The 25,818-nt window shown below is 73.5% G+C and carries 21 protein-coding genes; 6 read left to right on the forward strand and 15 right to left on the reverse strand.

Annotation, left to right across the window (positions count from 1 at the left end; all coding sequences use genetic code 11):
• Window positions 1–214: 214 nt before the first annotated feature.
• From ACX9I7_RS12030 to ACX9I7_RS12040, 3 genes are all read right to left on the reverse strand, one after another.
• Window positions 215–1,234: a phosphatidylinositol-specific phospholipase C domain-containing protein gene (locus tag ACX9I7_RS12030; protein WP_387568382.1), complete on the reverse strand. Its 1,020-nt coding sequence runs from the start codon at window positions 1,232–1,234 to the stop codon at window positions 215–217.
• Window positions 1,235–1,317: 83 nt separating this feature from the next.
• Entirely contained in the window at window positions 1,318–2,010 is a 693-nt protein-coding gene (locus ACX9I7_RS12035) for a hypothetical protein (protein ID WP_387567774.1), read from the reverse strand.
• Between the two features lie 127 nt (window positions 2,011–2,137).
• On the reverse strand, window positions 2,138–5,326 hold the full coding sequence (locus tag ACX9I7_RS12040) for a bifunctional cytochrome P450/NADPH--P450 reductase (protein WP_459387294.1): 3,189 nt from the start codon (window positions 5,324–5,326) through the stop codon (window positions 2,138–2,140).
• Between the two features lie 122 nt (window positions 5,327–5,448).
• On the opposite strand from ACX9I7_RS12040, the gene ACX9I7_RS12045 reads away from it, so the two are divergent.
• The gene (locus ACX9I7_RS12045; RefSeq protein WP_459387295.1) at window positions 5,449–6,102 is read left to right on the forward strand and encodes a PAS domain-containing protein; all 654 of its coding nucleotides are present in this window, start codon (window positions 5,449–5,451) and stop codon (window positions 6,100–6,102) included.
• Here the strand turns inward: ACX9I7_RS12045 and ACX9I7_RS12050 are convergent.
• On the reverse strand, window positions 6,084–6,803 hold the full coding sequence (locus ACX9I7_RS12050; protein ID WP_459387296.1) for a (2Fe-2S)-binding protein: 720 nt from the start codon (window positions 6,801–6,803) through the stop codon (window positions 6,084–6,086). The two genes, ACX9I7_RS12045 and ACX9I7_RS12050, sit on opposite strands and share 19 nt — an antisense overlap.
• A gap of 121 nt (window positions 6,804–6,924) precedes the next feature.
• Between ACX9I7_RS12050 and ACX9I7_RS12055 the strand changes: the two genes are divergently transcribed.
• Window positions 6,925–10,284 (forward strand): hypothetical protein, encoded by a 3,360-nt coding sequence (locus ACX9I7_RS12055; protein WP_459387297.1) that lies wholly within the window; start codon window positions 6,925–6,927, stop codon window positions 10,282–10,284.
• A 3-nt stretch (window positions 10,285–10,287) separates the two neighbouring features.
• On the opposite strand, the gene ACX9I7_RS12060 is transcribed toward ACX9I7_RS12055, so the two are convergent.
• Window positions 10,288–11,643 carry a tetratricopeptide repeat protein gene (locus ACX9I7_RS12060; protein WP_459387298.1) on the reverse strand — a complete coding sequence of 452 codons (1,356 nt, stop codon included), beginning with the start codon at window positions 11,641–11,643 and terminating at the stop codon, window positions 10,288–10,290.
• A gap of 121 nt (window positions 11,644–11,764) precedes the next feature.
• Here ACX9I7_RS12060 and ACX9I7_RS12065 point away from each other — a divergent pair, with 121 nt between their 5' ends.
• The 3 genes from ACX9I7_RS12065 to ACX9I7_RS12075 all read left to right on the forward strand — a co-directional run bounded on the left by ACX9I7_RS12065 (window position 11,765) and on the right by ACX9I7_RS12075 (window position 13,959).
• Window positions 11,765–12,085 carry a hypothetical protein gene (locus tag ACX9I7_RS12065; protein WP_358621920.1) on the forward strand — a complete coding sequence of 107 codons (321 nt, stop codon included), beginning with the start codon at window positions 11,765–11,767 and terminating at the stop codon, window positions 12,083–12,085.
• A 119-nt stretch (window positions 12,086–12,204) separates the two neighbouring features.
• Entirely contained in the window at window positions 12,205–12,969 is a 765-nt protein-coding gene (locus ACX9I7_RS12070; RefSeq protein WP_358621752.1) for a lysophospholipid acyltransferase family protein, read from the forward strand.
• A gap of 78 nt (window positions 12,970–13,047) precedes the next feature.
• Window positions 13,048–13,959, forward strand: coding sequence for a phytoene/squalene synthase family protein (locus tag ACX9I7_RS12075; RefSeq protein WP_459387299.1), 912 nt, complete (start codon window positions 13,048–13,050; stop codon window positions 13,957–13,959).
• A 24-nt stretch (window positions 13,960–13,983) separates the two neighbouring features.
• Here ACX9I7_RS12075 and ACX9I7_RS12080 read toward each other — a convergent pair whose 3' ends face one another.
• The gene (locus ACX9I7_RS12080; RefSeq protein ID WP_126917008.1) at window positions 13,984–14,196 is read right to left on the reverse strand and encodes a dodecin; all 213 of its coding nucleotides are present in this window, start codon (window positions 14,194–14,196) and stop codon (window positions 13,984–13,986) included.
• Window positions 14,197–14,297: 101 nt separating this feature from the next.
• Here ACX9I7_RS12080 and ACX9I7_RS12085 point away from each other — a divergent pair, with 101 nt between their 5' ends.
• On the forward strand, window positions 14,298–15,251 hold the full coding sequence (locus ACX9I7_RS12085; protein WP_459387300.1) for an SDR family NAD(P)-dependent oxidoreductase: 954 nt from the start codon (window positions 14,298–14,300) through the stop codon (window positions 15,249–15,251).
• On the opposite strand, the gene ACX9I7_RS12090 is transcribed toward ACX9I7_RS12085, so the two are convergent.
• The 9 genes from ACX9I7_RS12090 to egtA form a co-directional block, all read right to left on the reverse strand.
• Window positions 15,229–15,801, reverse strand: coding sequence for a cysteine hydrolase family protein (locus tag ACX9I7_RS12090; RefSeq protein ID WP_358621745.1), 573 nt, complete (start codon window positions 15,799–15,801; stop codon window positions 15,229–15,231). The genes ACX9I7_RS12085 and ACX9I7_RS12090 overlap by 23 nt on opposite strands.
• A 13-nt stretch (window positions 15,802–15,814) precedes the next feature.
• On the reverse strand, window positions 15,815–16,300 hold the full coding sequence (locus ACX9I7_RS12095; RefSeq protein WP_387567796.1) for an SgcJ/EcaC family oxidoreductase: 486 nt from the start codon (window positions 16,298–16,300) through the stop codon (window positions 15,815–15,817).
• A 90-nt stretch (window positions 16,301–16,390) separates the two neighbouring features.
• Entirely contained in the window at window positions 16,391–16,840 is a 450-nt protein-coding gene (locus ACX9I7_RS12100; RefSeq protein ID WP_126918338.1) for a universal stress protein, read from the reverse strand.
• An 84-nt stretch (window positions 16,841–16,924) separates the two neighbouring features.
• Complete coding sequence (locus tag ACX9I7_RS12105) at window positions 16,925–19,150, reverse strand: WD40 repeat domain-containing serine/threonine protein kinase (protein WP_459387301.1); 2,226 nt, start codon at window positions 19,148–19,150, stop codon at window positions 16,925–16,927.
• Window positions 19,151–19,210: 60 nt separating this feature from the next.
• On the reverse strand, window positions 19,211–21,217 hold the full coding sequence (locus ACX9I7_RS12110; protein WP_459387302.1) for a WD40 repeat domain-containing serine/threonine protein kinase: 2,007 nt from the start codon (window positions 21,215–21,217) through the stop codon (window positions 19,211–19,213).
• A 121-nt stretch (window positions 21,218–21,338) separates the two neighbouring features.
• On the reverse strand, window positions 21,339–22,301 hold the full coding sequence (egtD, locus tag ACX9I7_RS12115; protein WP_387567802.1) for an L-histidine N(alpha)-methyltransferase: 963 nt from the start codon (window positions 22,299–22,301) through the stop codon (window positions 21,339–21,341).
• Window positions 22,298–23,098, reverse strand: coding sequence for an ergothioneine biosynthesis protein EgtC (egtC, locus tag ACX9I7_RS12120; protein ID WP_459387303.1), 801 nt, complete (start codon window positions 23,096–23,098; stop codon window positions 22,298–22,300). Before egtC ends, egtD begins: the two co-directional genes overlap by 4 nt.
• Complete coding sequence (egtB, locus tag ACX9I7_RS12125) at window positions 23,098–24,429, reverse strand: ergothioneine biosynthesis protein EgtB (protein WP_387567806.1); 1,332 nt, start codon at window positions 24,427–24,429, stop codon at window positions 23,098–23,100. Before egtB ends, egtC begins: the two co-directional genes overlap by 1 nt.
• Window positions 24,426–25,709: an ergothioneine biosynthesis glutamate--cysteine ligase EgtA gene (gene egtA / locus ACX9I7_RS12130; RefSeq protein WP_387567807.1), complete on the reverse strand. Its 1,284-nt coding sequence runs from the start codon at window positions 25,707–25,709 to the stop codon at window positions 24,426–24,428. Before egtA ends, egtB begins: the two co-directional genes overlap by 4 nt.
• Window positions 25,710–25,818 lie beyond the last annotated feature (109 nt).

Below are 25,818 nucleotides of genomic sequence, written 5' to 3' on the forward strand. Positions count from 1 at the left end.
GCCTGGTATCACGGGTAGGGTGCCCCGCATTGGGCTCCAGCGGCGAAGAGCTCCTTACGCCCCTACCAGGGCCCATCCACCCCACCCCGCCCCCTCACGTCACCCCGGGCGTGCCCCCGTCGGCCCGCCCCCTACCCGGGCAATCCGGTTCCGGGTAATCGGGCGGGTGGGTGGGGTAGAACCGCGCCGAAGGCGCGGAAAACCCCGGCGGCGGTCAGCCGCGCGACACCACCGTCGACAAGACGCCCGGCAGCGGATACCAGTCCGCCGTGGCGAAACTCGCATGCGCCCGCGCCACGAGCGAAACCCGCTCGCGCGCCTGCGCCTCCGTCGGCCGGGTGATGTCAATCGCCGGAGGAACCTTGTGCGCGTCGGTCATTACGACGAGGTAGTGACGACGGTCGTACCACCCCGTGTCGATCCCGCCGTTCACATACGTCGCCGCGTCCCCGTCGAAGAGGACGAACCACGGCCGGATCGACGCGTCGGCGTACCGCGTCCGAGGGTCGCCGGCCACCGCCCCGTGCACCGCCGGGAACGCCGCGGCCGACCCGATCCGCCCGGCGGCGGCGAGGTCGCGCAGGTGCGTGGCGTATTCGCGGTCCGTCCACAGCCGGTCCGCCGGGTTGCCCTCCTCGACCGTGCCGGGGATGAGCTCGACGATGAACTTGCCCGCGAGCGCCGAGCGCGCGGGCCAGCCACCGGCCTGGACGGCCTCGTCGAGGTTCGCGTGCTTGCCGAGCAGGTCGCCCGGGCGGTAGAGGGCGTCGCCGAGCTTCGCCGTCAGGAGGGCGTCGAGCTCGGCCGGGCCGCGTCCGCTGTTGGCGTTGAAGCCGTCCTTCATCTCGACCTTGAGCAGTACCGGCCGGTGGTCCGGGTGGGCGTCGTGCCAGGCGCGGATGTCGGCGAGACAGCCGGACAGCGGCTGGTTGCGGGAGCCCGTGCGGAGTCGGGCGGCGGAGGTGGCGCCCTCGCAGTTGTTGTCGTTCGCGACCGGGTTGGCGTGGGAGACGCGGAAGGCGCGACCGCCGAAGCCGTTGGACCACACGTCCAGTTCGAGGAGGGCGGCCCCGGAGTCGAGGGCGTCGGCGAAGTACGGGTACTTGGCCTTCTCGTAGGCGTTGTGCACGCCCACCGACGTGGTGGCCGCGTACGACGCCGAGGGCTCCGCGGCGGCCGCGTCCGTCGCCGCCGCCGGTATCGCCAGGAGCGCCGCCGTCACGGACGCGATCATTCCGCTGCGTATGGTCATTTTCCGTTCGTCCCCGTCCATGTGCCGATGTGAACGGTCGGTAGGCTACGGCAACTGACGTGGAGTCACTTGGGCGGCTCGGTGGGGTCCGCGTCGCCGGGCAGCAGGTGTTGCGGGACGGACCGGAAGGACCAGACGCCACCCCGCCGGGTCAGCACCCAGACCAGGTCGAACCGGTCCGGCCAGGACTTCGGCACCCCGGGCGCGCCGGCCGCGCCCAGCCCCTTGACGATGTCCGCGATCCTGGAGTGCTCCCAGCAGATGAGGACGGGGCTCGGCGACGTCAGCGCGGCGGTGGCCAGCTTCGCCTCCTCCGTCTCGGAGAAGGAGGTGTTGACCGGCAGGCTGAACTCCTCCGACAGCGGGGTGACGGTCTGCCGCATGCGGTGGGAGCCCGCGTTGGGGCCGTAGTCGGCGGCGGCGAAGATGGTGGAGGGGCGGGGCAGCCCGGCCTGACCGGAGGCACCCGTCGCGGGTGCGAACAGCTTCGGGAGGGCCCCGGCCCGTTCCCAGCCGCGCCGCGTCAGCGACTTCTTGTCCGGCTCGCCGTGCTCGTCCATCCCGCGCGTGCTGCCGCGCGGCTTCTCCCCATGTCGGATGATCATGATGGTGGTGTCGGGGCCGGACCGGGCGGCCGGTGGCGGCTCGGAGGCTTTCGCCTGCGGTGACGAGTCGTTTCCGCAACCCGTCACCGGCAGCAGGGCCGCGCCGGCCAGGACGGCCAGTACCCTGCGGCGGCCGATGCTTGTCCTGCTCACCGATTCCCCTGTCCCCCGTGAAGCCGCTGTCCGGCCGCGTGTGTCGCCCGGCTCAGGGCCGCAGCGTAGCCGCTGCGGCCCTGCCGCGTCGCCGGTCGGTTCGAGGCGGGGTGGACGCGCGCGGGGCTCACCCCGCCGCGTACACGTCCTCGACGTACCGGCCCGCGTCCGTCAGTTCGCGCAGCCACGCGTCGGCGGCCCGGGCGTCCGCGCCCGTCCGGCGGGCGCACAGGTCGCGCAGCGCGGCCCGGACGCCCGGCGCCATGCGGGCGCCGTCACCACAGACGTACACCCGCGCCCCCGCCTCCAGCAGCGACCACACCTCGTCGCCCTCGGCGGCGAGCCGGTGCTGCACGTACGGGCCGCCGCCCGCCTCCGGGCGTTCGCTGAACGCCGGGCGCACGGACACGGCTCCCGCGTCCTCGGCGGCGCGGAGTTCGGCCGAGTGGAGGAAGTCCGCGTCCGGGGCGTCACAGCCGAAGTAGAGCATCGCCGGGGCGAGTTCGGTGCCCGTCGCCGCGAGGGCGGTACGGTCGGCGATCGTTCCCCGGAAGGGGGCCAGCCCTGTTCCGGCAGCGACCATCACCACCGGAGTGCGGGTGTCCATCGGGATTCGGAATGCCTCACGGCACGGCTGGACGCGGGCCAGCACCGTGTCGCCCGGCCGCAGCGTGGCCAGGTGATTGGATGCCGTTCCCGTGAACACACCCCGGCCCGAGCGCGCCGGGCCCTCCAGTACGGACACCATCAGGTCGGCGTGCCGGGCGTCCACGGCGGGGGAGGAGGAGATGGAGTACGTGCGCGGCCGCAGCGGCGACAGGAGCTCGGGCAGGGCCGCCGCGCCCAGGACGCCGCGCAGGGCGGGATGGTCCTCGATCAGCTCCAGCGTCGAGCGCGGGTCGTCGGCGGTGACTGCCTCCAGGGAAGTCCGCTCGGGCGGGCACGGGTTGCGCTCCGCCAGCGCCGCCAGCTGGCGGGCTGTGGGGCGCTGCGCCAGTTCCAGATGGTGGGTGAGGAGTTCGCGCACGGTCAGCGGCCGGTCGACGGGGAGGGTGTCGCGGCCCGAGCGGCGCGGCCGCAGCGACAGGACCGTGTCGAGGTCCGCGCCGAAGAGCGCGGCCGCGCGGGCGACGAGGGACGCGTCGTTGGCGGGCAGCACGGCCAGGTGGTCGGCGGTGCGGTACGTGACCCCTTCCGGCAGCGCCAGCCGCAGGAAACGCTTGGTGCGCGGGTGGGCCGGGTCGGTGAGCTCGTACGCCTCGGTGACGGTCATCGGCACCATTCCGTGGCGCCCGGCCAGGGCGGTCAGCGGGCCGCCGGAGACCTCGGTGACCTCGTAGGTGGGGCCGTGGGTTTCCTGGGATGCGGCCGTCCCCACGCTCTCCGGGTCTCCGTGGCGTTCCAGGAGTGTTCGGAACAGCGAGCGGGTGAAGTCCGCCACGGCGCCGGTGAGATCACCGGACGCGTCGGCCTCGGCGCGCGGCAGCAGCCGGGTGCCGCCGAGCGCGGCCAGCCGCTTGTCCAAGAGGGTGGGAACGCGCTGATAGGTGGCGGCCCAGTTGCGGTCGCCGACGCCCAGGACGGCGTAGTGGACGCCGTCCGCGGCCCCGGGGTCGGTTGTGCGTTCGGCCCACTCCATGAAGCGGGCCGCGTCGTCCGTCGGACGGCCGTTGTACGACGCGGCGACGAGCACCACCGGCGAATCCGTGGGCAGCGCCCCCGCACGCTCGTCGAGCGGCGCGGCGGACGCGTCGAAGCCCAGCCGCGTCGCCTCGTCCGCGAGGTCCCGGGCCAGCTCGCGGCACGTGCCGTAGTTGGAGCCGTGGAGGATCAGGAGCCCCGTGCCGGCGCGGGCCCGGGCGGGCCCGCCTTCGCCCTTCTCCGCCCGGACGGTCTCCGTGCGCGCCGAGCCCGGCAGCGCCGCCCGGTTCACGGCCCGGTCGGCGGACGTACGGCGGGCGAGAGTGAGGGTGAAGGCGTCCGGCTTGAGCGTGAGGGTCTCCTTGACCCGCAGCCGGTACCCGGCGGAGTCCACGAACCGGTAGCGGTGGATCAGCATCCCCAGCAGCATCGTCGCCTCGTGCAGCGCGAACTGCCGCCCGATGCACGCCCGCTCCCCGGTGCCGAACGGCTTGTACGCGTGCGGCGAGCGGGCCGCCTCCACGGCCGGGTCGAAACGCGTGGGGTCGAACAGCTCCGGGTTGTCACCCCACACCGGGTCCCGGTGCAGCATCGGAGTCAGCACGGCGACGCCCTCCCCGGCCCGCAGCGGGTACCGGCCGCCGAGCAGCGTGTCTTCCCGGGCCTCCCGCGTGAACGCGGCCGCCGTCGGCCACAGCCGCAGCGCCTCCAGCAGCACCTGCCGGGTCCAGCGCAGCCGCCCGACGTCCTCGAACGTCGGCTCGGGATCCTCGGCGTCGCCCCACAGCTCGTCCGTCTCCCGCTGCGCCAGCCGCAGCGACACCGGGTCCTTGAGCAGGTGGTAGAGCGCGAAGGACAGGGCACCGGACGTCGTCTCGTGCCCCGCGATGAGGAACGTGATGACCTGGTTGCGGATGTTGGCGGCGTCGAGCGTGGTCCCGTCGGACGGGTGCGGGGCACCCAGCATCAGCCCCAGCAGATCGTCGGTACGGGTGTCACCGGAGGCCGTACGGGCGGCGATGACGTCGTCGACGACGCCCGCCAGGAACGCCGCGTCCCCCCGGAACGCCGCGTCCTCGGCGGTGAAGTCCACGTCGGGGTCCCGGCCCAGCTTGTTCATCGCCCAGTCCAGGCAGCGCACCATCGCCCCGACGAAGGGGTGCGGCTCGGGCCGCGCGAACGACTCGAAGTCGTAGCCGAACCCCGCCAGCCCGATGGTGTCGAGCGTCATCCGCGTCATGTCCTCGGGCACGTCGACAGGGGTGCCCGAGGACAGGTGGCCGTCCCACGCCTCGATCAGCCGGCGGGCCACGCGCAGCATCGCCGGGTGGTAGGCGCGCATCGAGCCCAGGGCGAAGGCGGGCATCAGGATGTCGTGCGCCTTCGCCCAGTTCGCCTCGTGGTTGTAGGCGGTGAACAGCCCGTCGGCGGTGAACTCCCGGACGTTCTCCAGCGCCGGGCCCACGGACTTGGTGAACCGCCGCTCGTCGGCCAGCTCCGAGACCAGGTCGAGGGAGGTGACGAAGAGCCGGTCCGCGCCGTGCAGCCGCCGGGTGAATATCGGCCCGTGGCGGCGGGCCAGGCGCATGACCTGCTGAAGAGGGGTGTCGGTGGCCCCGACGGCCGTGATGTCGATCAGGGGGACGGCGGAGGTGATGAGAGACGTCGCTGTCATGACTTCAGGGTCACCTCCCCGGACCGAACCGTCGGTACGTTTCACTGCATGATTGTGCAGTGACTCGCGGCGTGTCGCTCTTGCGCCGGCCGCGGGCGCCGTACGAACGAGGGGGAACGGAAATGGTGGACAGCGCGGAGCACGAGGCGTACTTCACCTGGCGCAACTACTTCATGATGCTGATGGACCGGCTGCCCGTCCCCATCGCCATCTGCCGCGCGAACGGCGAGGTGACCGCCGTCAACCCGGCCATGGCGGCCGAGTGGGGTCTCGCCCCCGGGCAGGTGCGCGGCCGCAACCTGCTGGACCTCTTCCGTCCCAGCGACACGGCGGCCCCACAGCTCGACCGGCTCACCGAGGCCCTGCGCCTGGGCCGCCGGTCCCGCTACGCCATCGACGTGCGCTGGACGGTGGGTGGACAGGACACCCCGCGCGAGGGCGAGCTCGTGGTCGAACCGGTCGGGGACGCGTCCCCGACGTATCCGGCGCTGCTGACCGTGCTGCGCGTTCGGTCAGCGGAAACCTCCACGCCGACCGGCCCGGCGATGGAGGTGAGCGCTGTGGAAGCGCGGATTCTGGAGCTCGCCGCCGCCGGGGCCACAACGGCGGCCATCGGCAAGGCGGTCGGGCTGACGGTCGACGGCGTCAACTACCACCTCACCCGCCTCAGCCGCCGCTGGCGGGTGCCCAACCGTACGGCGCTGGTGGCCAAGGCGTACGTCCTCGGCGTGCTCGCCCCGGGGCAGTGGCCCCCGGCTCAGCGCCGGGCGGAGTGACGGGCGGAGTGACGCGGCGGGTGGCGTAGTACGCAGTCGCCGCACATGCCGCCGCCCGGCACGCGGTAGTAGAGGCAGCAGGTACGGCGGATGAAGGTGGTGTGGGTGGGAGTGATGCTCAGCTCGCCGGTGTCGCGCACGAGCGGGTCGGTGAACAGCGCGCGGGTGAGGGCGATGGCGCGGGCGGCGTCCTCGGGCCGGTGACGGCTGAGCAGCCAGGAGCGGAGGACGCGCAAGGAGCCCGCGAGGGACGAGCCCGCGTTGCCCCAGAGGAGGGGGGAGGAGATGGGGGTGACAGCGCGGACGTGGTCGTGGAGTGGGACCAGCAGGCCGTGCAGGACCGCCGGGCCGAGGTGCTCGCCGGGCAGCGCTACGGGGGTCGGCAGCCACAGGTCGTCGGGCGCGGTACGGGCGGGCTCCCAGCGGAGGCCGCCCGCCGCGAGGTCGGGGACCTCGCCCGTCAGCACGGCGGAGCCCAGGCCGATCGACAACAGCCGCCCGGCGATGCCCTGGAACGCGATCGACGCGGCGACGCGTGTGTCGTCCGTGCCGAGCCGCTCCCCGACGACGGTGATGCGCCGCCGCACGGTCTCCTCGTGGAGGAGGGGGAGGCCGCCTTCGCCGGTGCGGCCGGTACGGCCGGTGAGGCCGGTGCGGAGGGCGAAGAACGGACCCACTTCGGCGAGCTCGTCTAGGCGCATGGGCCGGGCGGGTCCTTCGGTCGTGGTCGTGCCTACGGGGATCGTCGCACCCTACCGCTCGGGCCCCCCCTTGCCCGGCGGCCCTTTGGCGATACGGGCGGGAACGACGAGAATCGGCCACGTGATCGAGAACCCCGCCCCCGCGCTCGCCGACGCGCTCCTCACCGCCGTCGCCCCCCTGCCCTTCCCCCAGCGCGTGCGTCACATCGCCCTGTGGGCCCGTGAGCTCGGCGCGCGCGGGGAACTGGGCGCGGCGCTGGCCGAACTGTCGGCGCGCGGGACGTACGAACGGCGCGTCGCGGCCATGGCCGCGACAGCCGGCCGTGACGTCACCTGGCTGCGGGCCCGGCTGACCGACCCCGATCCGGCCGTCCGAGGCCACTCCGTCACCGCCGTCCGGCGGGGGCTGATCCCCGACGCCGCCGTCGTGGCGGCGCTGGACGACGCTCCCCTGACCGTCCGCCGCGAGATCGCCCGGGCCGTCGTCGCGGGGCGGCGCACGGCCGTCGCGGAGGCGCTCGTCCGGCCGGTCCACGAGCGCTGGGGCGACGCCGAGGCGGCGAAGCTGCTGCCGGCCTGCGGGCCCGCCACCGTCGCGGAGCTGCTCCCCGCCCTCTTCCACACCGCCGTCCCCTGGAGCAGACTCGCCGACCGCCACCCCGACGCCGTCCTCCACGAGGCGGAACGCCGGCTCACCGCGCTGTCCGAGGACCACCGCAGGAGGTGGTGGCAGGCATACGGGTTCATCGTGGCGGCCACCATCGGCACCCGGCCCTCGAAGGCGCTCGACCTGCTGGAACGGCTGTGCCCGGGCACGCTGCCCGAACGCGTCCACCGGCGGCTCGGCCGGCTGGCCGCCGCCGACCCGGACGCCACCCTCCGGCTCCTGACGGCACCGGGCCGCGAGGACAGGGAGCTCCACGGCCTGAAGCCGCGCGTACTGCGCCTGCTCGTACGTCACCGGCCGCCCGGCTTCGACGCGTTCGCCCGGGTGATGGGCCGTGACGACCGCGCCCTCGCCCGGCTGCTGAAGACGATGGCGCCGTCGCGGCGTGCCGAGTGCTACGACCTCGCGATGGACGGGCGGAGCACGAGCCACTCCGCGCTGTCGCACGGCATCCTCGACGTGCTGCCCCGGGCCCGCCGCCACGCCGAGGCCCGGCGCATGGCCGAGCAGGCCCGCGAGCACGGCGGCAGTTGGCAGCTGATCCTGTCGGCCGTGGCCCACCTGCCGGTGGCGGAGGCCCGCCCCGAACTGCTGGCCGCCACCCGCCGCTCCGAACCCACCGAGCGCGCCTACGCCTACAAGCTGCTCGTGCGCAACGCGGCCCTCACCCGCGACCCCGCCGCCGTCACGGAACTCCTCGCCGGCCTGGACCGGCTGCGCAACGAGCAGCAGCCGGTACGCTCCGCCTTCCTGGCCGCGCTCGCCGACCTCCGGCCCGGGCTGTTCGCAGGCGAAGCGGCTCCCCACCTGGAGCGCCTCACCACCGACACCGTCGAGGCCCGGGACTTCTCCTGGCCCGAGAGCCACGCCCTGCGCACCTTGGCCCGCGCCCTGCTGCGCGAGCAGGTCGGCGGGGACGACGAGCCGACGGGCTGGGCGCTGCGCACCCTGGCCCGGCTGCGGGGCGCCGTGCCCTCGCGCGAGGACCTGCGCCCCGGCCAGGAGCACGAGGTCTTCGCCGCGCTGCGCCCCTCCCTCGAAGCCGCCGCCGACAGGGCCGACTTCACGAAGACCATCCAGCTCGCCGACTCCCTCCAGGAGCTCGGCCACGGCATACCCGGGCTGCAGGCCCTGCTGCGGCGCGCGATCGAACACGGCACCCCCGACGACGGACAGCAGGCCGCCGCCCACTGGCTGGACGACCCCCGCACCCGGGACGCCCGCCTCACCGAGCTGCTCGCACTCGAACCGTCCGCCGCCACGCTCTCCCCCGTGCGGGGGACGCTCGTGCGCCGCCGCACCGACCTGCTGGACGCCCTGCTGGGCGACACGCCCCCGTACGGACGGTTCCTGATCGAGGGCAGCCACTGGCTCCCGCCCGTCTGCCGGGACACCGCGCACTGGACGCCGCCGCAGCAGGCCGCCGCCGCACGGCTGCTGGCGCGCGCGGCGGCCGACGACGGCCTCACGATCCACCAGCGCGTACGCGCGCTCTGGCTGGCAGCGTGGATCCCCGGACACGGCACCGAACTGTTGCTGCGTTTCGCCGACAACAGTGACGTGCCGCTCGCCGAGGCCGCCCTCGCGGCCCTCGCCCGCACGGACACCCCGGGGCGGCATCTGCGGCTGCTGCTCTCCCACGCCGGCGGCGACCGGGCCCGGGTCGCGATCCCCGCCGCGTCCCGCGCCAGCCGGTTCGTCGCCCCCTCCGCCCTGGCGGGAGAGCTCAGGCGACTGCTCACCAGCACGAGCGGGACCAAGGTGACCAGCAGGAAGGAAGCCGCCCGGCTCGCCGCCACCGCGCTGCCCGCGCCGGAGGCGGTGGCACTCCTGGCCGAGGCGTGCGCGCTCCCGGACCAGCACCATGACGTGCGGGCCGCGTGCGTGGCGGTAGCGAAGAGTCTGCTCGCGCACGAAGACGCCTGGGCGCTGCTGGAGACGGCGGCGGCCGGGCGGAGCGAACTCCGCAAGGCCGTCCTGGCGAGCCGGCCCCACGACCTGCCCGAACACCACCGGCCCCGCTACGCCGCCCTCGTGCGGGCCGCGTGCGACACCGACGACCCCGAGGTCGCACGCCTCGGATACCCGGCGCTCGGCACCTGGTCGCCCTGGTCCCCGGACGCCGCGCGCCTCCTGGAGGCCGCCGTCACCGACCTGGAGAACCGGGCGAGCTGGCGCCAGGCCGCCGACGCGCTGTGCGACCTCGTCGCCCTGGCACCCTCCGGCTCCCCGGACGCCGCCCCGCTCCTCCGTACCCTCACGGCCCTGGCCGAGGCCGACGCCCTGCCCGGCACCCCGGACGCGGAGCCCGACCGCGACCGTCCCGCCCGCCGGCGCGTCCGGCACCTGATCGCCGCCCTGGCGGCGAGGAGCGCCTGGCAGCCGCGTGCCGTGCGGGCAGCGGCGCCGGCGGTCGCCGAACTCCTCGGCCGGCTGGGGGACTACGGGCCCGAGGCGGCCGACCTCCTCACCCGGACCCTCGATCCGTACGCGGCCCCCGAGGCGCTGAGCCTGCAACTCGAGCACCTCGCCCGGTGCCACGACGGCAGGCCCGCGCTCGCCGCCCGTACGGCCGCCTCGCTCAACCAGCGCCTGGACACGCGCACCGGCGACGCGGCCCTCGCCCACGCGGCCCGCGCCCTGACCGCCGCCGGGAGCCACGCCGCCGGCCTGTTCGCGGTCGCCCTCACCGCGATGGGAGGCCGCCGCACGCACTGGTCGGCCCCCTGGCGCGACCAACTCCGGGCCCTGCGCCGCCACGCCCACCCCGACGTACGCGACGAGGCGCTCGCCACGGCGACGGCGGAGGAGTGACGGTCACGCGGTGAGCGTGGCCGGTACGACGGACCGGGCACGCTCGTGGAGTTGGCGGGCGTGGGGGTTCTTGAGGTGGGGACGGATCATTCCGAGCATGGTCCTCATGCGCAGATCGACCTTGGAACTCTGCACCAGCGGGTACTCGTCGAGAGCCCCGTTCCAGGTGGCGCACGCCGCCTCCAGATGGCCCATCTCCATCTGGAATTCGGCCAGAGTCGCCCGCTCCTTGATTCTCGACCGCCGATAGATCTCGTGGCACAGCTTGTCGGACTCCTGCATCGCTTCGACCGCGCCCGGTACATCGCCCAGCTCATGGCGGACATGGCTGATGTGGTAGTGCAGCGATGACGGGTCGTAGGAGCCGAACGCCTTCTCCCGCGACTCCGCCTTGTCCATGGCGATTTCCGCTTCCTTGAGGTATAGCAAAGCGCTGCTGCGATCGCCGGTTTGCGCGGCGGCGTGCGCCTGCTGGCCCGCCAGGAACGCCCGCATGCGCGGCCCGGCCTGCGGCGATGCCGCTGCGGCGGCATCGGCCAGCCGCATCGCCTGCGGGCCGTGGCCCAGGTCGACGGCCTGGACACTCATCCCTCGCAGCGTCGTGCAAAAGGTCAGGTGGTCCTCCGAAGCACCCGCCAATTGCAGCGCCTTGACGTAATACTGCTGCGCCAGACCGTGAAGTCCTTCATCGACCGCCATCCACCCCGTGAGGTAACAGAGGTCCGAAGCGGCCGACATCATCGCCTTTCGTACCTCGTCAGGCGCGTCGGTCCGGAGATACGGGGCGACCGTATTGACCAGGAACGCCGCTGCCATCGGGCGCGCGTGCCGCCCGCCGAACTGGTCGTCGAGCTCCGAGACGCGCTCGGTCATGGCGATGACCATGTCGACCTCGGGCATGCCTATCCGCTGCGTACGCCCCGTCTGCGCGGCCTCCATCCGCCCCACCACGTCCGGCCAGCCCGGCACCGTCAAGGCCACCGAGAAGAGGCTGTAGCCGAGCACGCTCCGGCGCGACGGGTCCATGTCCTGTCGGCCGAGGTCGACCAACCCCTCGACCGTGCCGGTGTCGGGGGACCCGGCTGGCGCCGGAAAACCCGCCTCCGCGTACGTCACCGGACGGTTCAGGCGCCGGGACAGCGCCTCCAGGATCAGCGGGCGGGCCTCCTCCTTCGGGACGTAGCCCCTCAGCCACTGGTGGACCGAGGGCTCCTGGTACCTGAGCGGGGTGCCGCGCTCCGTCCCTATGCGGTTCACCTCGCGGGCGAACTGCCGCAGCGTCCACGTGGTCTCGCGGTACAGCCGCGCCAGACCCGTATTCGGCACTCGGTTCGTCAAGGCACTCAACTCCTCGCCCATGGCCCCCGTTTAAAGGGTTTAAGTCCGGCCACCGTGGCCCACAGTACCGCCGCCCACTGACAACCGGTTGCCTGGAGTGCAGGAAAGATCACCGAACGCGACAGGAATCGAGGGCTTGGCCATGGCTTTCCGCATCGGGGACATCGTCGTGGACGCGCGCACCGGCAAGATCGGTCAGCTGATGGGGCGTGAGGGGCCGGACGTCCAACTCCGGCCCGTTCGCGGGGGGCTCGAGTGGGACTGCCCGAAGGAGGCGATCCGGGCCCCCGAGCCCACCGAGCTCCTCGCCCGCCCCGCCGGGCCGCCCGCGCCGCGCTGCGCCGTCTGCGCCGCCATCAAGGACCAGCGGCGCGAGGCGGAGGCGCAAGGGGACGCGCGGCGCATGGGTGACGCCGCCGCCCGCATGGGCGTCCATCAGCGGCAGGCGCACGCGCACGAGTGACCGGCCCTACCGTCGGTATCACCGAGAGTGGCCGAATAGTCACTCTCCACATGATCCCCGCAGCCGACTACTGTGCGTCGGCGCGGGGGTCAGGTCGGCTCGGACAAGGGGCTTGCTGCGTGTTCTACTACTTCTTCAAGAACGTGGTGTTGATACCGCTGTTGAGGTGGGTCTTCCGGCCGAAGGTCGAGGGCCTCCACCATCTGCCGGCGCACGGGTCGGCGATCATCGCGGGGAACCATCTCTCCTTCTCCGACCACTTCCTGATGCCGGTGATGGTGAAGCGCCGGATCCGGTTTCTCGGAAAGATGGAGTACTTCACCGGTCGCGGCGTCAAGGGCAAGCTCATTGCCGCGTTCTTCCGGGGCATCGGGGCGATCCCCGTCGACCGTTCCGGCAAGGAGGCGGCGCAGGCGGCGCTCGACACGGGCCTCGGCGTGCTGGGCTCCGGCGAGTTGCTCGGCATCTACCCCGAAGGGACGCGCTCGCACGACGGGCGGCTGTACAAGGGCAAGGTGGGGGTGGCCGCGATGGCGCTGAAGTCGGGGGCGCCCGTCATTCCGTGCGCGATGATCGGCACGTTCGAGGCCCAGCCGACGGGGAAACTGCTGCCGCGCGTCGTCCCCATCACCATCCGCTTCGGGGAGCCGCTGGACTTCTCGCGGTACGCGGGCATGGAGGACCACCGGGCCGTGCTGCGGGCCGTCACGGACGAGATCATGTACGCGATCTGGCGGCTGTCCGAGCAGGAGTACGTGGACACGTACGCGTCCGAGGCCAAGGCGGCCCTGCGGTCGGTGGACGGCGGTGCGCGCCCTGCGGCCGCCGTCGCGGGGCCGAGCAGCCGCGAGCAGGCGGCTGTCGGCCGCTCGGCGGCGGCCTGAGCCCCGGCCCGGGAGGGCGCGCCGCGCGAGGCGGTTAGGCTCGGCTGTCATCGCCGTCTCCCGGAGAGAACGATCAGCATGCACACGTGGGGCAGGACGCTCACCCTCGCAGGCATCCATGACCCACGTCTGCGTGACGACTACACCCGCCAGCGGAAACTCGTGTCGGGCTACAAGCGGAACGCCTACATCGCCGTACGGCTGTTGCTGCCCCCGGAGATCGTCCCGCACGTCATCGCCGCCACGGCGTTCATGCATCACACCGATCTGCTCGCCGAGGAGAGTTCCACCGATCCGGCGGGCGGTGACGACCGGTTCACGGTCTGGGAGAAGGAAGTGCGCGACGGGCTGGCTGTCGGTGACAGCACTCACCCCGTGCTTCGCCCGTTGCTGCACACCGCCTCCGCCCATCCCGGCCTGCGCGAGCACGCCGAGCGGTTCCTCGCCGGGGCGCCGATGGACAGGGACTTCGCGGGGTTCGCGGACGAGGCGGGCTATCAGCGGTACGTCGACGGGTACTCGCTTCCGGCCTTCATGCTTGTGGCATGCCTCGTCCTCTCGGCCGACGCCGACCCCGAGGAAAGCCGTGCGCTGTGCCGCTCCTACATCGACGGCAGTCAGCGTCTGGATTTCGTCAACGACCTCGCCGAGGACCTCGGGGACGGCCGGCTCACCCTTTCCGAGGAGATCCTGGCGCGGTACGGGGTCTCGCGCTCCGATCTCGAACGGAAGCGGGACACCGCGCTCTCCCGCGCGCTGCTCCGGGATCTCCTGGAGCAGAGCCGCCGGGACCTTCTCGCCAGCCGTTCGCTGCCGGAGCTGGCGCCGCCCGCTCACCGTGCCTTCGTCCGGGCCTTCCTCGCGCTGGAGCTCCTCACGAACGAGGCGGCGCTGACGAAGGGCGGCCTGGTCCTGCGGGAATCGGCCGGCCCGTCGCCGCGCGCGGCCCTGGGCGTCCTGCTCCGCGAGTACCGGCGGCGCGGTCGCTGACGGGGGCCGGGGCGGGCCGGTGCGTCAGGTGTCCTCCAGCCGGAAGCCCAGCTTGATCCCGACCTGGTAGTGCGCGATCGCGCCGTTCTCGAGGTGGCCGCGGACCTCGGTCACCTCGAACCAGTCGAGTTCCCGGAGGGTCTGCGAGGCGCGGCTGATCCCGTTGCGGATCGCCGCGTCCACGCTCTCCGGCGAGGAGCCGACGATCTCGGTCACCCGGTAGGTGTGGTTGCCCATGCCCCCACCGTGCCCCAGCGGCGGCGCGGGCGCTAAGCGGGTGGGCCATCGGAGGCACGCGCCTTGACTTGGAGTGCGCTTCAGCTCCTAGCCTCCCCCGCATGATCACCCAACAGCAGAGGCTCGGCACCGGCTTCGGTGCGCACAGCACGGCCGACGACGTGCTCGCAGGCGTCGATCTGACCGGCACCACCGCCCTGGTCACCGGCGGGTATTCGGGGCTCGGCCTGGAGGCCACGCGCGCCCTGGTGCGCGCAGGGGCGCGGGTCGTCGTGCCCGCGCGCCGGGCCGGGACGGCCGAGGAGGCGCTGGCGGACCTCCTGCCCCGGGCGGAGGTCGATGTGCTCGACCTGGCCGACCTGGACAGCGTGCGGGACTTCTCCGACCGCTTCCTGGACTCCGGACGCGCCCTCGACGTCGTCATCACCAACGCGGGCGTGATGGCCTGCCCCGAGACCCGCGTGGGCCCCGGCTGGGAGGCGCAGTTCGCCGTCAACCACCTCGGGCACTTCGCGCTCGTCAACCGGCTCCGCCCCGCCCTCGCCCCGGGCGCCCGGGTGGTGTCCCTGACCTCGGCGGGCCACTTCCTGTCGGACATCCGCTGGGACGACATCCACTTCCGCACCGGCTACGACCGCTGGCTCGCGTACGCGCAGTCCAAGACCGCCAACGCCCTCTTCGCCGCGCACCTCGACCGGCTCGGCTCCGCGAGCGGCCTGCGGGCCTTCTCCGCGCATCCGGGCAGCATCCTCACGCCGTTGCAGCGCCACGTGCCCCGCGAGGAGTGGCAGGCGCTCGGCTGGATCACGCCCGACGGCCGACCGGCCGACGGTTTCAAGACACCCGAGCAGGGCGCGGCGACCGCCGTGTGGGCGGCGACCTCACCGCTGCTCGACGCCCACGGTGGCGCCTACTGTCAGGACTGCGACATCGCCGAGCCGGCGGCGTCTGACGACATGCTCGTCGGCGGGGTCAAGCCCTGGGCCGTCGACCCGGAGGCGGCGGCACGGCTGTGGGAGCTCTCCTGCGAGCTCACCGGGGTGAGCGCGTGCTGATCTCTTTCAGCCAGTCGTCGACGGTGACGACGTCCGCCCACTGCGGGAACAGCCGCTCGACAAGGGCCCGGTGCAGCTCCGGGTCGAGGTCCAGGCAGCCGTCGGAGAGGACGGTGAGGCCGAAGTCCAGGTCGTTCGCCTGGCACAGGGTGGACAGCACCACGGCGCTGGTGGCGATGCCGGTGAGCACGAGGTTGTCGATGCCGCGTGCCCTCAGCACCACGTCCAGGTCGCTGCCCGAGAACGCGCTGGCCCGGCGCTTGGTGACCACCACCTCGCCCGGCCGGGGCGCGACCTCGGGGTGGATCCCGGTGCCCGGGGCGCCCTCGACGAAGAGGCCGGCCCGCGCGATGGCGGCGAGGGGCTTGTTGCGCGTGCCGACCTCCGGGAAGCCGGGACGCAAGGCGATGACCACGTAGATCACGGGGATGTCCGCCGCCCGCGCCCCGTCGATCGCCCCGCGCAGCCGTGGCAGGTAGCCGGAGCCGTCGTCGGCGATGTCCACGATGGCCTGTTGGACGTCCATCACCAGAAGGGCGGTGTTGTTCATCGCCCGACCTTAACTACTCCGTGGGCAGCTTCGAGGAGTGGTGGTTGATGATGAGCCATTTACCGCCGCGCAGCTTGTAGACGAAGGTGTAGCGCGCGTCGACCTTGGACCTGTGGCCCTGCTTGTCGGTGAGCGTGAACTGGTAGAGGCCCGTGTCGATGGCGCTCGTGCGGCCGAGGATGTTGATGACGCGCTCCTGGATCCTGCCGACGGGCTTGTTCTCCAGGAAGTGCTTGAAGTAGTCGACTCTCGCCGCGCGGGTCTTGCGGATCTCGGCGGAGACGGTCGGCAGCAGTACGGCGTCCGGGGCGTAGAGGTCGGCGACGCGGTTCGCGTCGAGGGTGGCCAGGGCGGCGTTCCACCGGTCGAACAATTCCCTGATCTCCCGCTCGCTGGGGAACCGGGGACGGTGGTCGGCCGCCTGCGCCGTGCCCGTTCCGGTGAACAGGACGGTCACGGTGGTCACGGCGGCCGCGGCGGAGTACGTGCGTCGCCCCATGGGGCGCCTCCCGATGTGGTGTCGGTGATCAGGCGGGGATGTCACCTCAGCTTCGCCCGGCACCACAGATCCGGCACGTCGGGATGGTGCTTACGGCACCACCGTCACCGGCCACCGCCCCGCCTTCACCAGGCGGACCGCCACCGAGCCCACGATGCGGTGGCCCGCCTGCTCCGACGCCCCGACGACCACCGCGTCCGCCTTCAGCTCGTCGGCCGTCTCCACCAGCCCGGTGTACGGGTCGCCGCGGAAGGTGTGGAACTGCCAGCGGACCTCGTGGACGCCCCGCAGGCGTTCGGTCGTCTCGCGGATCTCGGCCAGCAGCTCCTCGGCGACCTGCTCGGTCGTCTCCGCCACCGGGGCGCCCAGGGCGGCCCCGCCCACGAGGAGGGGCTGGACGTAGACGACGGCCAGCAGGGCGTTCTGCCGGCGGGCGAGGCCCGCCGCGTAGGCGGCCGCGCGCCAGGAGGTGTCGGAGCCGTCGACACCGACGACGATGACCCTGGGGCCGTCGGTGCCGCGCTCGAAGCCGGACGGCAGGGGGGCGTTCCGCCCTTCGTTCGCACCCTCGCTCACGTTTTCGCTCACACGGGCAGGCTAATACCGTGACGCGCGCGGGCGTGCTCAGGGCACCGGCCAGATACGGACGGTGTCCCTGCCACCGGAGGAGGCGCCGTGGCTGAGCCCCACCGCGAGGGCCTTGCCGTCCGGGCTGAACGCCAGCGCCGTGACGGAGACGTGGGCGTCGAAGGTGGTGGTGACCTGCCCCGATGTCGTGTCCCACAGGAAGACCTTGCCGCCCATCGCGCCGGCGGCCAGGATCCGGCCACCCGGATGGAAGGCCATGGCCTGGATGAGTTCCCCGTCGCCCTTGAGGGTGGCGACCTCCTGCCGGGACGCGGTGTTCCACAGCAGGACGGTGCCCCTGTTCACCGCCGCGAGGAGCTGGCCGTCCGGGCTGAACGCCGCGATCCTCCCGCCGTCGGTTCCGTCGACGGTGAGCAGCGTCCGGTCGTCGGGCATCCGCCGCAGCTGGAGGGGGCTTCCGGTCGCCAGCGTCTTGCCGTCCGGGCTGAACGCGGCCGGGCCGTTCTTCACGTCCTCGTGGACGGCGAGTCTGCGGCCCGAGGGTATGTCCCACAGGTACAGGCCCTGCGGGGTGCTCGCGGCCAGGGTCCTGCCGTCCGGGCCCACGTCGATGGAGTTGACGAAGCCGTCCTGGAGCCGGTAGTTCGTGACGCCGGTGAACGTGCCGGTGGTACGGCCGGAGGCCACGTCCCACGCCAGGATCCGGTTCTCGTCCGCCCGGAAAAGGGTCTTGCCGTCCCGGGTGAACACATTGGCCTGCTCGTACTTGGCGATGCCGATCCGTGAGGTCGTGCTGCTCCGGGCGGCCAGGTCCCAGCGCCAGATGGTGCCGTCCCCGGCGGAGACGAGGAGTGTTTTGCCGTCGGGTCCGTAGGCGAGCTCCTGCGCGCTGGAGGCGCCGTCGAGGGTGGCGCCGTCCGCCCCGGGGGCGGACGGGTCGCCCGAGTCGTCGTCGAGCAGGACGACGGGGACGGCGATGGCGGCGGCGGTCGCGACGACGGAGAGGCCGCCGATGAGGAGCGCACGCCGGGACACCCTGGGGCCGCCGGCCGGGGTGGGGGCGGTCGGGGCCGGCGCCGTTGGGGCCGCCGGGCCCGCACCCGGGGCGACTCCCGCGCCCGCGTGCGCGGGCTGCGCCGGGCTCGTCCGGAGGGCGGCGTACGGGTTCGCCTGCGTGGCGGCGTACGGAAGGGCGGGCGCCGCCGGGGCGGCGCCCGCGCCTGGGGGCGCACCTGCTCCCGCGCTCGGGTCCGCCACCGTCGCGGGCCAGGGCCGCCCCGCGGGGGCGGCAGGCCGCGCCTGGTCCCCGGGGGTCAGGGGCGTGGTGCGCTCCGGGGTGAGGGGCGTGGTGTGTTCCGCCGGGTGCGATGGTGCGCTGCGCTCCGCCGGAGGCACCGGCATGCCGCGTTCCCCCGGCGTCGAGGCCGCCGTGGAAGCCGGCGGCATGGCCGCCTCCCCGTCCGCCGCGGCCGCGAACCGTGCGGGGAGGCCGGTGACCGGCGGGCGTTCCGTCGGTTCCTTGGCGAGGCACGCGGCCAGCAGGCGGCGCAGTTCGCCGTCGAGGCCGTCGAGCGCGGGCGGGTCGTCCAGGATGCGCTGGACGACCGCCAGAAGCGTGGGCGCGTCGAACGGGCTGTGGCCCGTGGCCGCGAAGCCCAGTACCGAGCCGAGCGCGAAGACGTCGCTGGCCGGGCCCGCCCGGTCGGCGCGGATCTGCTCGGGCGACATGTACGCGTACGTACCGATGACCGCGCCGGTGGCGGTCAGCGAACTGGCGTCCACCGCACGGGCGATGCCGAAGTCGATGATGCGCGGGCCGTCCTCCGCGAGGATGACGTTGCCGGGCTTCAGGTCGCGGTGGACGAGGCCGCACCCGTGGATGGCGGCCAGCCCTTCCGCGAGCCCCGCGCCGAGCCGCAGGACCGCGTCCGGCGTGAGCGGGCCCCGCTCCCTGACGACCTGGTGGAGCGTCGGCCCCGGTATGAACGCGGTGACCAGCCAAGGGGACGCCGCGTCCGGGTCCGCGTCGACGACCTGGGCGGTGTGGAAGCCGCCGACCTGCCGTGCCGCGTCGACCTCGCGCTTGAAACGGGCCCGGAACTGCGGGGTGTCGGCCAGCTCCGGACGGATCAGCTTCACCGCCACCCTCCGGCCGCCGGGCGACGTTCCGGCGTAGACCTGTCCCATGCCGCCCGCGCCCAGCCGGCCGTCCAGCCGGTAGGGGCCGACCGAGCGGGGGTCGTCGGGCAACAGCGCGTCCATGGATACCGTCCGTCGGGGGAGATCAGGGGAGGTCAAGCAGGTCAAGGAGGTCAAGAGAGGTCAGGGGAGTTTCCAGAGCTGGATCGAGGTGGCCTTCTCGTCGCTCGCGCCGACCTGGTTGACCCCGGCCACCAGCAGCTTGCCGTCCGGGCTGAACGCCAGCTTCGAGATCGAGGTGTCGTGCCGCGACTCGGGCATGACGGCCTTCAGCGTGGTGGTCACCTGCTTGGAGGCCACGTCCCAGAGGCTGACGGTCTTGCCGGTGCCGTCCTTGATGTTGGGCTCGCGGACACCGCCCGCGCCCGCGATCACCGCCTTGCCCGGGCGGTACGCCGCCGTCTCAAGGTACGGGTGGGCGTCCGTGAGCGTCGCGACGCGGTCTCCGGTGCCGACGTCCCACAGGTGGACGCCCGTGCCGGAGGCCATGACGGTCCTGCCGTCCGGGCTGAACGTCACCGAGGAGAAGGTCTTGCCGTCGGTGCCGGTGAGGCTCTTGATGCCACGCCCGGTGCCGGCGTCCCACAGCAGGACCACGCTGTTCGCCTTGGTGTCGGCGGCCACGCTGGCCACGGACCTGCCGTCGGGGCTGAACGCGACGCCGCGCATGCTGCCGGTGTGCCCGGTGAACGTGACGGTACGGCGGCCGGTGGACGGGTCCATCAACTCGACCCTGCTGCCCACGCCCACGGCGAGCGTCGTGCCGTCGGGGGAGAGCGCCAGACAGCCGACGCTGTCGAACTGGCCGTCGTACGAGGCGACGTCGCGCGGCAGGCCGCTGCGCACGTCCCAGCCCTTCAGCGTCTTGTCGAAGCCTCCGGAGTACAGCGTCTGCCCGTCCCGGCCGAAGGCCAGGGACATGACCCACCCGGTGTGCCCCTGCCCCTTGAACGTGGTGATCGCGTTGCCGGTGCCGACGTCCCACAGCCGCACGGTCCCGTTGAAGTCGCCGCTGGCCAGGGTCCTGCCGTCCGGGCCGAAGGCGAGGCACTCCACCTGACTGGTGTGGCCTACGAGGCGTGCGACGGGCAGGGTGGGGTCCTTGCCGTCGCCACCGGACCCGTCGCCACCGGACTTGCTGTCACTGGACCCGCCGTCACCGGACTTCGGCCACAAGAAGTACCCGGGTATCGCGACCCCGACCGCGGCCGCCGCTCCGCCGAACAGCACGGACCGCCGGGCGAGCGGCTTGCCGGGGACGACGGGCATGGTGCTCGGCGGCGAGGCGGGTGGCGCGTCGGACGGCGCGACGGGCGGCGCGGTGCCGGGGCCCGTGACCGACAGCCGGTTGAGGACGTCCTCGGTGGACGGCCGGTCGGCCGGCTCCTTGGCCAGGCAGGCGGCCACCAGCTCGTACAGCTCGCCCGACAGGCCGTCGAGCCGGGGCGGTTCGCCGGTCACCCGGTGGACGATGGCCGGCACGGACGTCGCGTCGAAGGGGGCGCGCCCGGCGGCGGCGAAGGCCAGGACCGAGCCGAGGGCGAACACGTCGCTCGCCGGGGAGACGGTCTCGGCGCGTATCTGTTCCGGAGACATGTAGGCGTACGTGCCGATGACCGAGCCCGTGCGGGTCATCGCGTCGCCCGGGGCGTGGGCCACGCCGAAGTCGATGATGCGGGGGCCGTCGTCGGCGAGGATGACGTTGCCGGGTTTGAGGTCGCGGTGGACGAGCCCGCAGCGGTGGATGGCGGCGAGTCCCTCGACGAGCCCGGCGCCGAGGCGCAGCACGGCGTCGGGGGCGAGCGGGCCGCTTTCGGTGACGGTCCGTTGCAGGGTGGGGCCGGGGATGAAGGCGGTGACCAGCCAGGGCGACGCGGCGTCCGGGTCGGCGTCGACGACCTGGGCCGTGTGGAAGCCGCCGACCTGGCGAGCCGCGTCGACCTCGCGCTTGAAACGGGCCCGGAACTGCGGCGCGTTCGCCAGCTCCGGGAGGATGAGCTTCACCGCGACCTTCCGGCCGCCCGGCGACGCGCCGAGGAACACCTGCCCCATGCCGCCCGCGCCCAGCCGGCCCTCCAGCCGGTACGGGCCGATACTCCGGGGGTCGCCGGGGCGCAGCGGCTCGACCATGCGCTACTCGAATCTGCGGGGGGCTACGGGCGGTTTCACGCACGGAATTGAACCACGCCCCGGCGCGCCGGTGCGATGAGATGGTGATCTCACCGGCACCGGCGGATGTGGACCCCTCCCGTCACACGGGTACCGCCAGTGACAGGGCGAAGCGTCCCGCCCGGTCCGTCCACCAGTGGGTGAGATCGAGGCCGGCCGCGGCCAGCTCCCTCCGCACGCCCTCCTGACGGAACTTCGCCGACACCTCCGTCCGCAGCTCCTCGCCCGGCTCGAAGGTGACCGCCAGGTCCAGCGCCTGGATCTTCGCCACCACCGGGCCACGGGCGCGCAGCCGCATCTCGATCCACTCCCGCCGCGCGTCCCACAGGGCCACGTGGTCGAAGTCGTCGGGGTCGAAGTCGGCTTCGAGCTCGCGGTTGATGACGGTGAGGACGTTCTTGTTGAACGCGGCGGTCACCCCGCGCGCGTCGTCGTAGGCGGGCACCAGCACGCTCTCGTCCTTGACCAGGTCGGTGCCCAGCAGCAGCGCGTCGCCCTCGGCGAGCCCCGCGCGGATGCCCGCCAGGAACACCGCCCGCTCGGGCGGCAGCAGATTGCCGATCGTGCCGCCGAGGAACGCGACCAGCCGGGGCCCCGGGGCGTCCGGCAGCGCGAGCCCGTACTGGAAGTCGGCGACCAGCGCGTGCACCGTCAGCGACGGATGCTCGGCCAGCAGCGTCTCCGCCGCCCCGGCCAGGGCGGACTCGCTGACGTCGACGGGGACGTACACCTCCAGCGCCGGCAGTTCGGCGAGGAGGTGCCGGGTCTTGTCCGAGGAGCCCGAACCGAGCTCGACGAGCGTACGGGCCCCGGTCGCGGCGGCGATCTCCCCGGCGCGGGCGATGAGGATCTCGCGCTCGGCACGCGTCGGGTAGTACTCCGGCAGCAGGGTGATCTCGTCGAACAGCTCGCTGCCCCGGGCGTCGTAGAACCACTTCGGAGGGAGCTCCTTCGGCGAGCGGGTCAAGCCCTCGGAGACGTCGGCGCGCAGCGCGGCGGCCGTGGCGTCGAGGGGGAGGGTACGGGTGAGGACGAACGGACTCACTGAACGGGCTCCTTGCGCGGGGAATCCGGGAAGCGTGCGATGCGTGAGGTGGGTGGGGAGAGAGAAGAGACGGCCACGCCGGTGCGGTCGGCCGTCAGCAGCGACCGGTCGGGGACCTCGCTCCAGCCCGGCGCGTCGTCGTACGGCTCGGAGGCCACGACCGTGCGCTCACCGGGCCCGGCCCGGTACCAGAGCGAATCGCCCCACGCCGTGGCGGCGATCGACGCGCCGTCCGTGAGCAGCAGATTGAGCCGCGAGGCGGGAGCGGCCCGTGCCAGCGCCGTGACCGTCCCGGCCAGCGCCCGCCCCAGCGGTTCGCCGCCCAGCAGCCGGTGCTCCACCAGCGCCCAGACGAACGCCGAGTCGCAGCGGGCGGTGAGCCGCAGCAACGCCCCCGACGGCAGCAGCGGGACCAGCGTCTCCGCCGTGTCCGGCCAGCCGGCGACGGCCCCGTTGTGGCTGAACAGCCAGGGGCCGCCCGCGAAGGGCGCCGCGGCGGCCTCCCCGTCCCCGCCCGCGAACGTCGCGTCGCGCACGGCGGCGAGCAGCGCCCGGGTCCGTACCACCCGGGTGATGTCGGCGAACGACTCGTCGCCCCAGACGGGCCCGGCCCGCCGGTAGCGCGCGGGCAACGGGTCGCCCGGCGCGTACCAGCCCACGCCGAAGCCGTCCGCGTTGACCGTCCCGTTCCGCTGGTGGCGCGGCGCCCACGACTGGCGGACGAGCGAGTACGGCGGATCCGTCAGGCTTTCGGCGAGCGGGGCGTCGGGGCCCAGGACCGCGATGTGGCGGCACATCAGGCGGGTTCCGCGTCGCGCGCCGTACGGAAGCCGGAGAAGATCTGCCGGCGGACGGGCAGATCCCAGTTGCGGAACGTCCCCCGGCAGGCCACCGGGTCGACGGCGAAGGAACCACCGCGCAGCACCTTCAGACCGTCGCCGAAGAACACCTCGGAGTACTCCCGGTAGGGGAACGCCCGGAACCCCGGGTACGGCAGGAAGTCGCTCGCCGTCCACTCCCAGACGTCCCCGATCAGCTGCCGCACCCCCAGCGGGGACGCGCCCCGCGCGTAGGCGCCCACGGGCGCCGGACGCAGATGGCGCTGGCCGAGGTTGGCGTGCTCGGGGGTGGGATCGTCATCGCCCCATGGATAGCGCCGGGAGCGCCCCGAGGCCGGGTCGTGCCGGGCGGCCTTCTCCCACTCGGCCTCCGTGGGCAGCCGCCGCCCGGCCCACGCCGCGTACGCCGCGGCCTCGTACCAGCTCACGTGCAGCACCGGCTCGTCGGGCGGCACGGGCTCGGTCACCCCGAACCGCCGCCGCACCCATCCGGCGCCCTCGCGCCGCCAGAACAGCGGGGCCACCAGAGAGTGGCGGCGCACCTGCTCCCAGCCCTCCGGACGCCACCAGCGCGGGTCCGCGTAACCGCCGTCCTCGACGAAACGCAGATACGCGCCGTTGCTCACCGGCAGCGTGTCGATGAAGAACGACGCCACCAGCCGGGGGTGGGCCGGCCGCTCGTTGTCCAGCGCCCAGGGCTCCGTGGACGTGCCCATGGTGAACGGGCCGCCCTCCACCAGCACTTCCGCCGGCAGCAGCGCCGCGTCCGGCGCGGCGGGCGGCGGCTCGGGCGCCGTCAGCGCCGCCGGGCCGGCCCGCAGCTGATGCGTGATGAGCATCGTCTCGTCGTGCTGCTGCTCATGCTGCGCGATCATGCCGAAGGCGAAGCTGTCCGCCAGCAGCGGCCCCCCGCCCTCCACGGGCGCCCGCTCCAGCACGTCCAGCACCCTGCCGCGCACATCGGCCGCGTAGGCGTGGGCCTCGCGCGGGGGCAGCAGCGGCAGCGACGGCCGCTCCGCCCGGGGATGCTCGAAGGCGTCGTACACCGGGTCGAGCTCGGGCCGCAGCGCCTCCTGCCCGGCCACGGCCCGCAACAGCCACAGCTCCTCCTGATTGCCGATGTGGGCGAGATCCCACACCAGCGGGGACATCAGCGGGGAGTGCTGGGCGACGAGCTCCCGCTCGTCCACACAAGTCGTCAGCGCGCGGGTGCGCGCGCGAGCGGCGAGCAGGGCACTCGCGGCCCGCTCCCGCAGGGCGGCCGGGCCGGACCCGGGGGCGGGCCTCACGACCCGCCCCCCTGCCGTGCCCCCACCAGATCCAGCAGATCGTCGGCGGGACACCGGCCCCGTTCCACATAGCGGCCGGTGAACTCCTCGACGGCGTCGAGCACCCGGGGCGGCGCCCCCAGCCGGGGCAGCGCCTCCCGCGCGGCCGCGAAGCAGGCCACCGCCGCCGCGTGGAGCTCGGGATCGGCCAGCCCGTGCCGGGCCGCCCGCCGCCACAGCGCGTTCCTCGGCGGCGGCTCCCGGCCCGGGACGTCGCCCAGGCCCTTGACCGCCCGGTAGGCGGTCTCCGCCGCCGACGGGTCGTCGAACAGCGCCGCCGTGACCGCCAGCGGCACCATCCAGCCGTCCTCGCCCCGCTGCGCGTCGATCATCCGCAGCTCCAGGTGGCCCCGGGGCCTTATGGGCGGGAACAACGTGGTCAGGTGGTACGCCACATCGTCGGCCGTGGCCTGCCGGGGATGCCCGGTGCGCGTCCACTGCCGCAGCGGAAGCCCCTGCTGCACGGCCCACGGCTCGTCCTCGGACCGGACGAACATCACCTTCGCGTCCAGCGCGTACGCCGCCCAGGCCGCCCTCGGATCGTGCCAGTCCGGCGGGGCCACCGTCCGCCCCGGGTCCATCCGCGCGTAGCAGGCCTGCCGGCTCGACCGCCAGCCCGACGGACGGCCGTGGAGCAGCGGCGAGTTGGCGAACGCCGCCGACAGCACCGCGCCCAGCAGATGGGCCAGCCGCCAGCGCCGCAGATACCCCAGCGGCCCCGGCCCCTCGTACCCGGCGTCCACACAGACCTGCACCGACGCCGTGCGGCACATGACATTGCGCCCGGCGCCGTTGATGCGGTCGTAGTAGACCTCCATCGCGTTGTAGCGAGGGGTGCTGCGGACCCTCGGGGGCTCGCCCCACGGCTCCTTGCCGTACCCGGCCAGCGTCAGGCCCAGCTCGCGCAGCTCCGCGCGGGCGAGGGAGAGATCGGCGGAGACGTCCGCGACACAGGCGGCGAGGGACTCCGCGGGCTGGGAGCTGAACTCCAGCTGGCCGCCCGGTTCGACCGTGAACAGCGACCTCAGCGGCAGTGCGCCCACCCGGTCGGCGGCCTCCGCGAGCCGGTGCGGCGCGACGGGGCGGGTGGGGTCGTGCAGATCATGGACGAGCCATTCCAGTTCGACACCGAGAAGGCGGGGCGGGCCGGTCTTGAACGAGATGCCGCGCACATACGCGTCGGCTTCCGATTCACCGACCGGCCGGGTGAGGCCTTCCCTGTCAGCAAAGCAGTCGGTCACGCTCACTACCTCCTGTCCGTTGCTCAGTACCCCCAAAACGGCGGCACCAGTCGACGCGCGGGGAACCTAGCCTCGAACCGGTCATTCCGGGGGCGCGACCAGGGCAGGG

It is taken from the genome of Streptomyces sp. L500 (genome assembly GCF_054551825.1).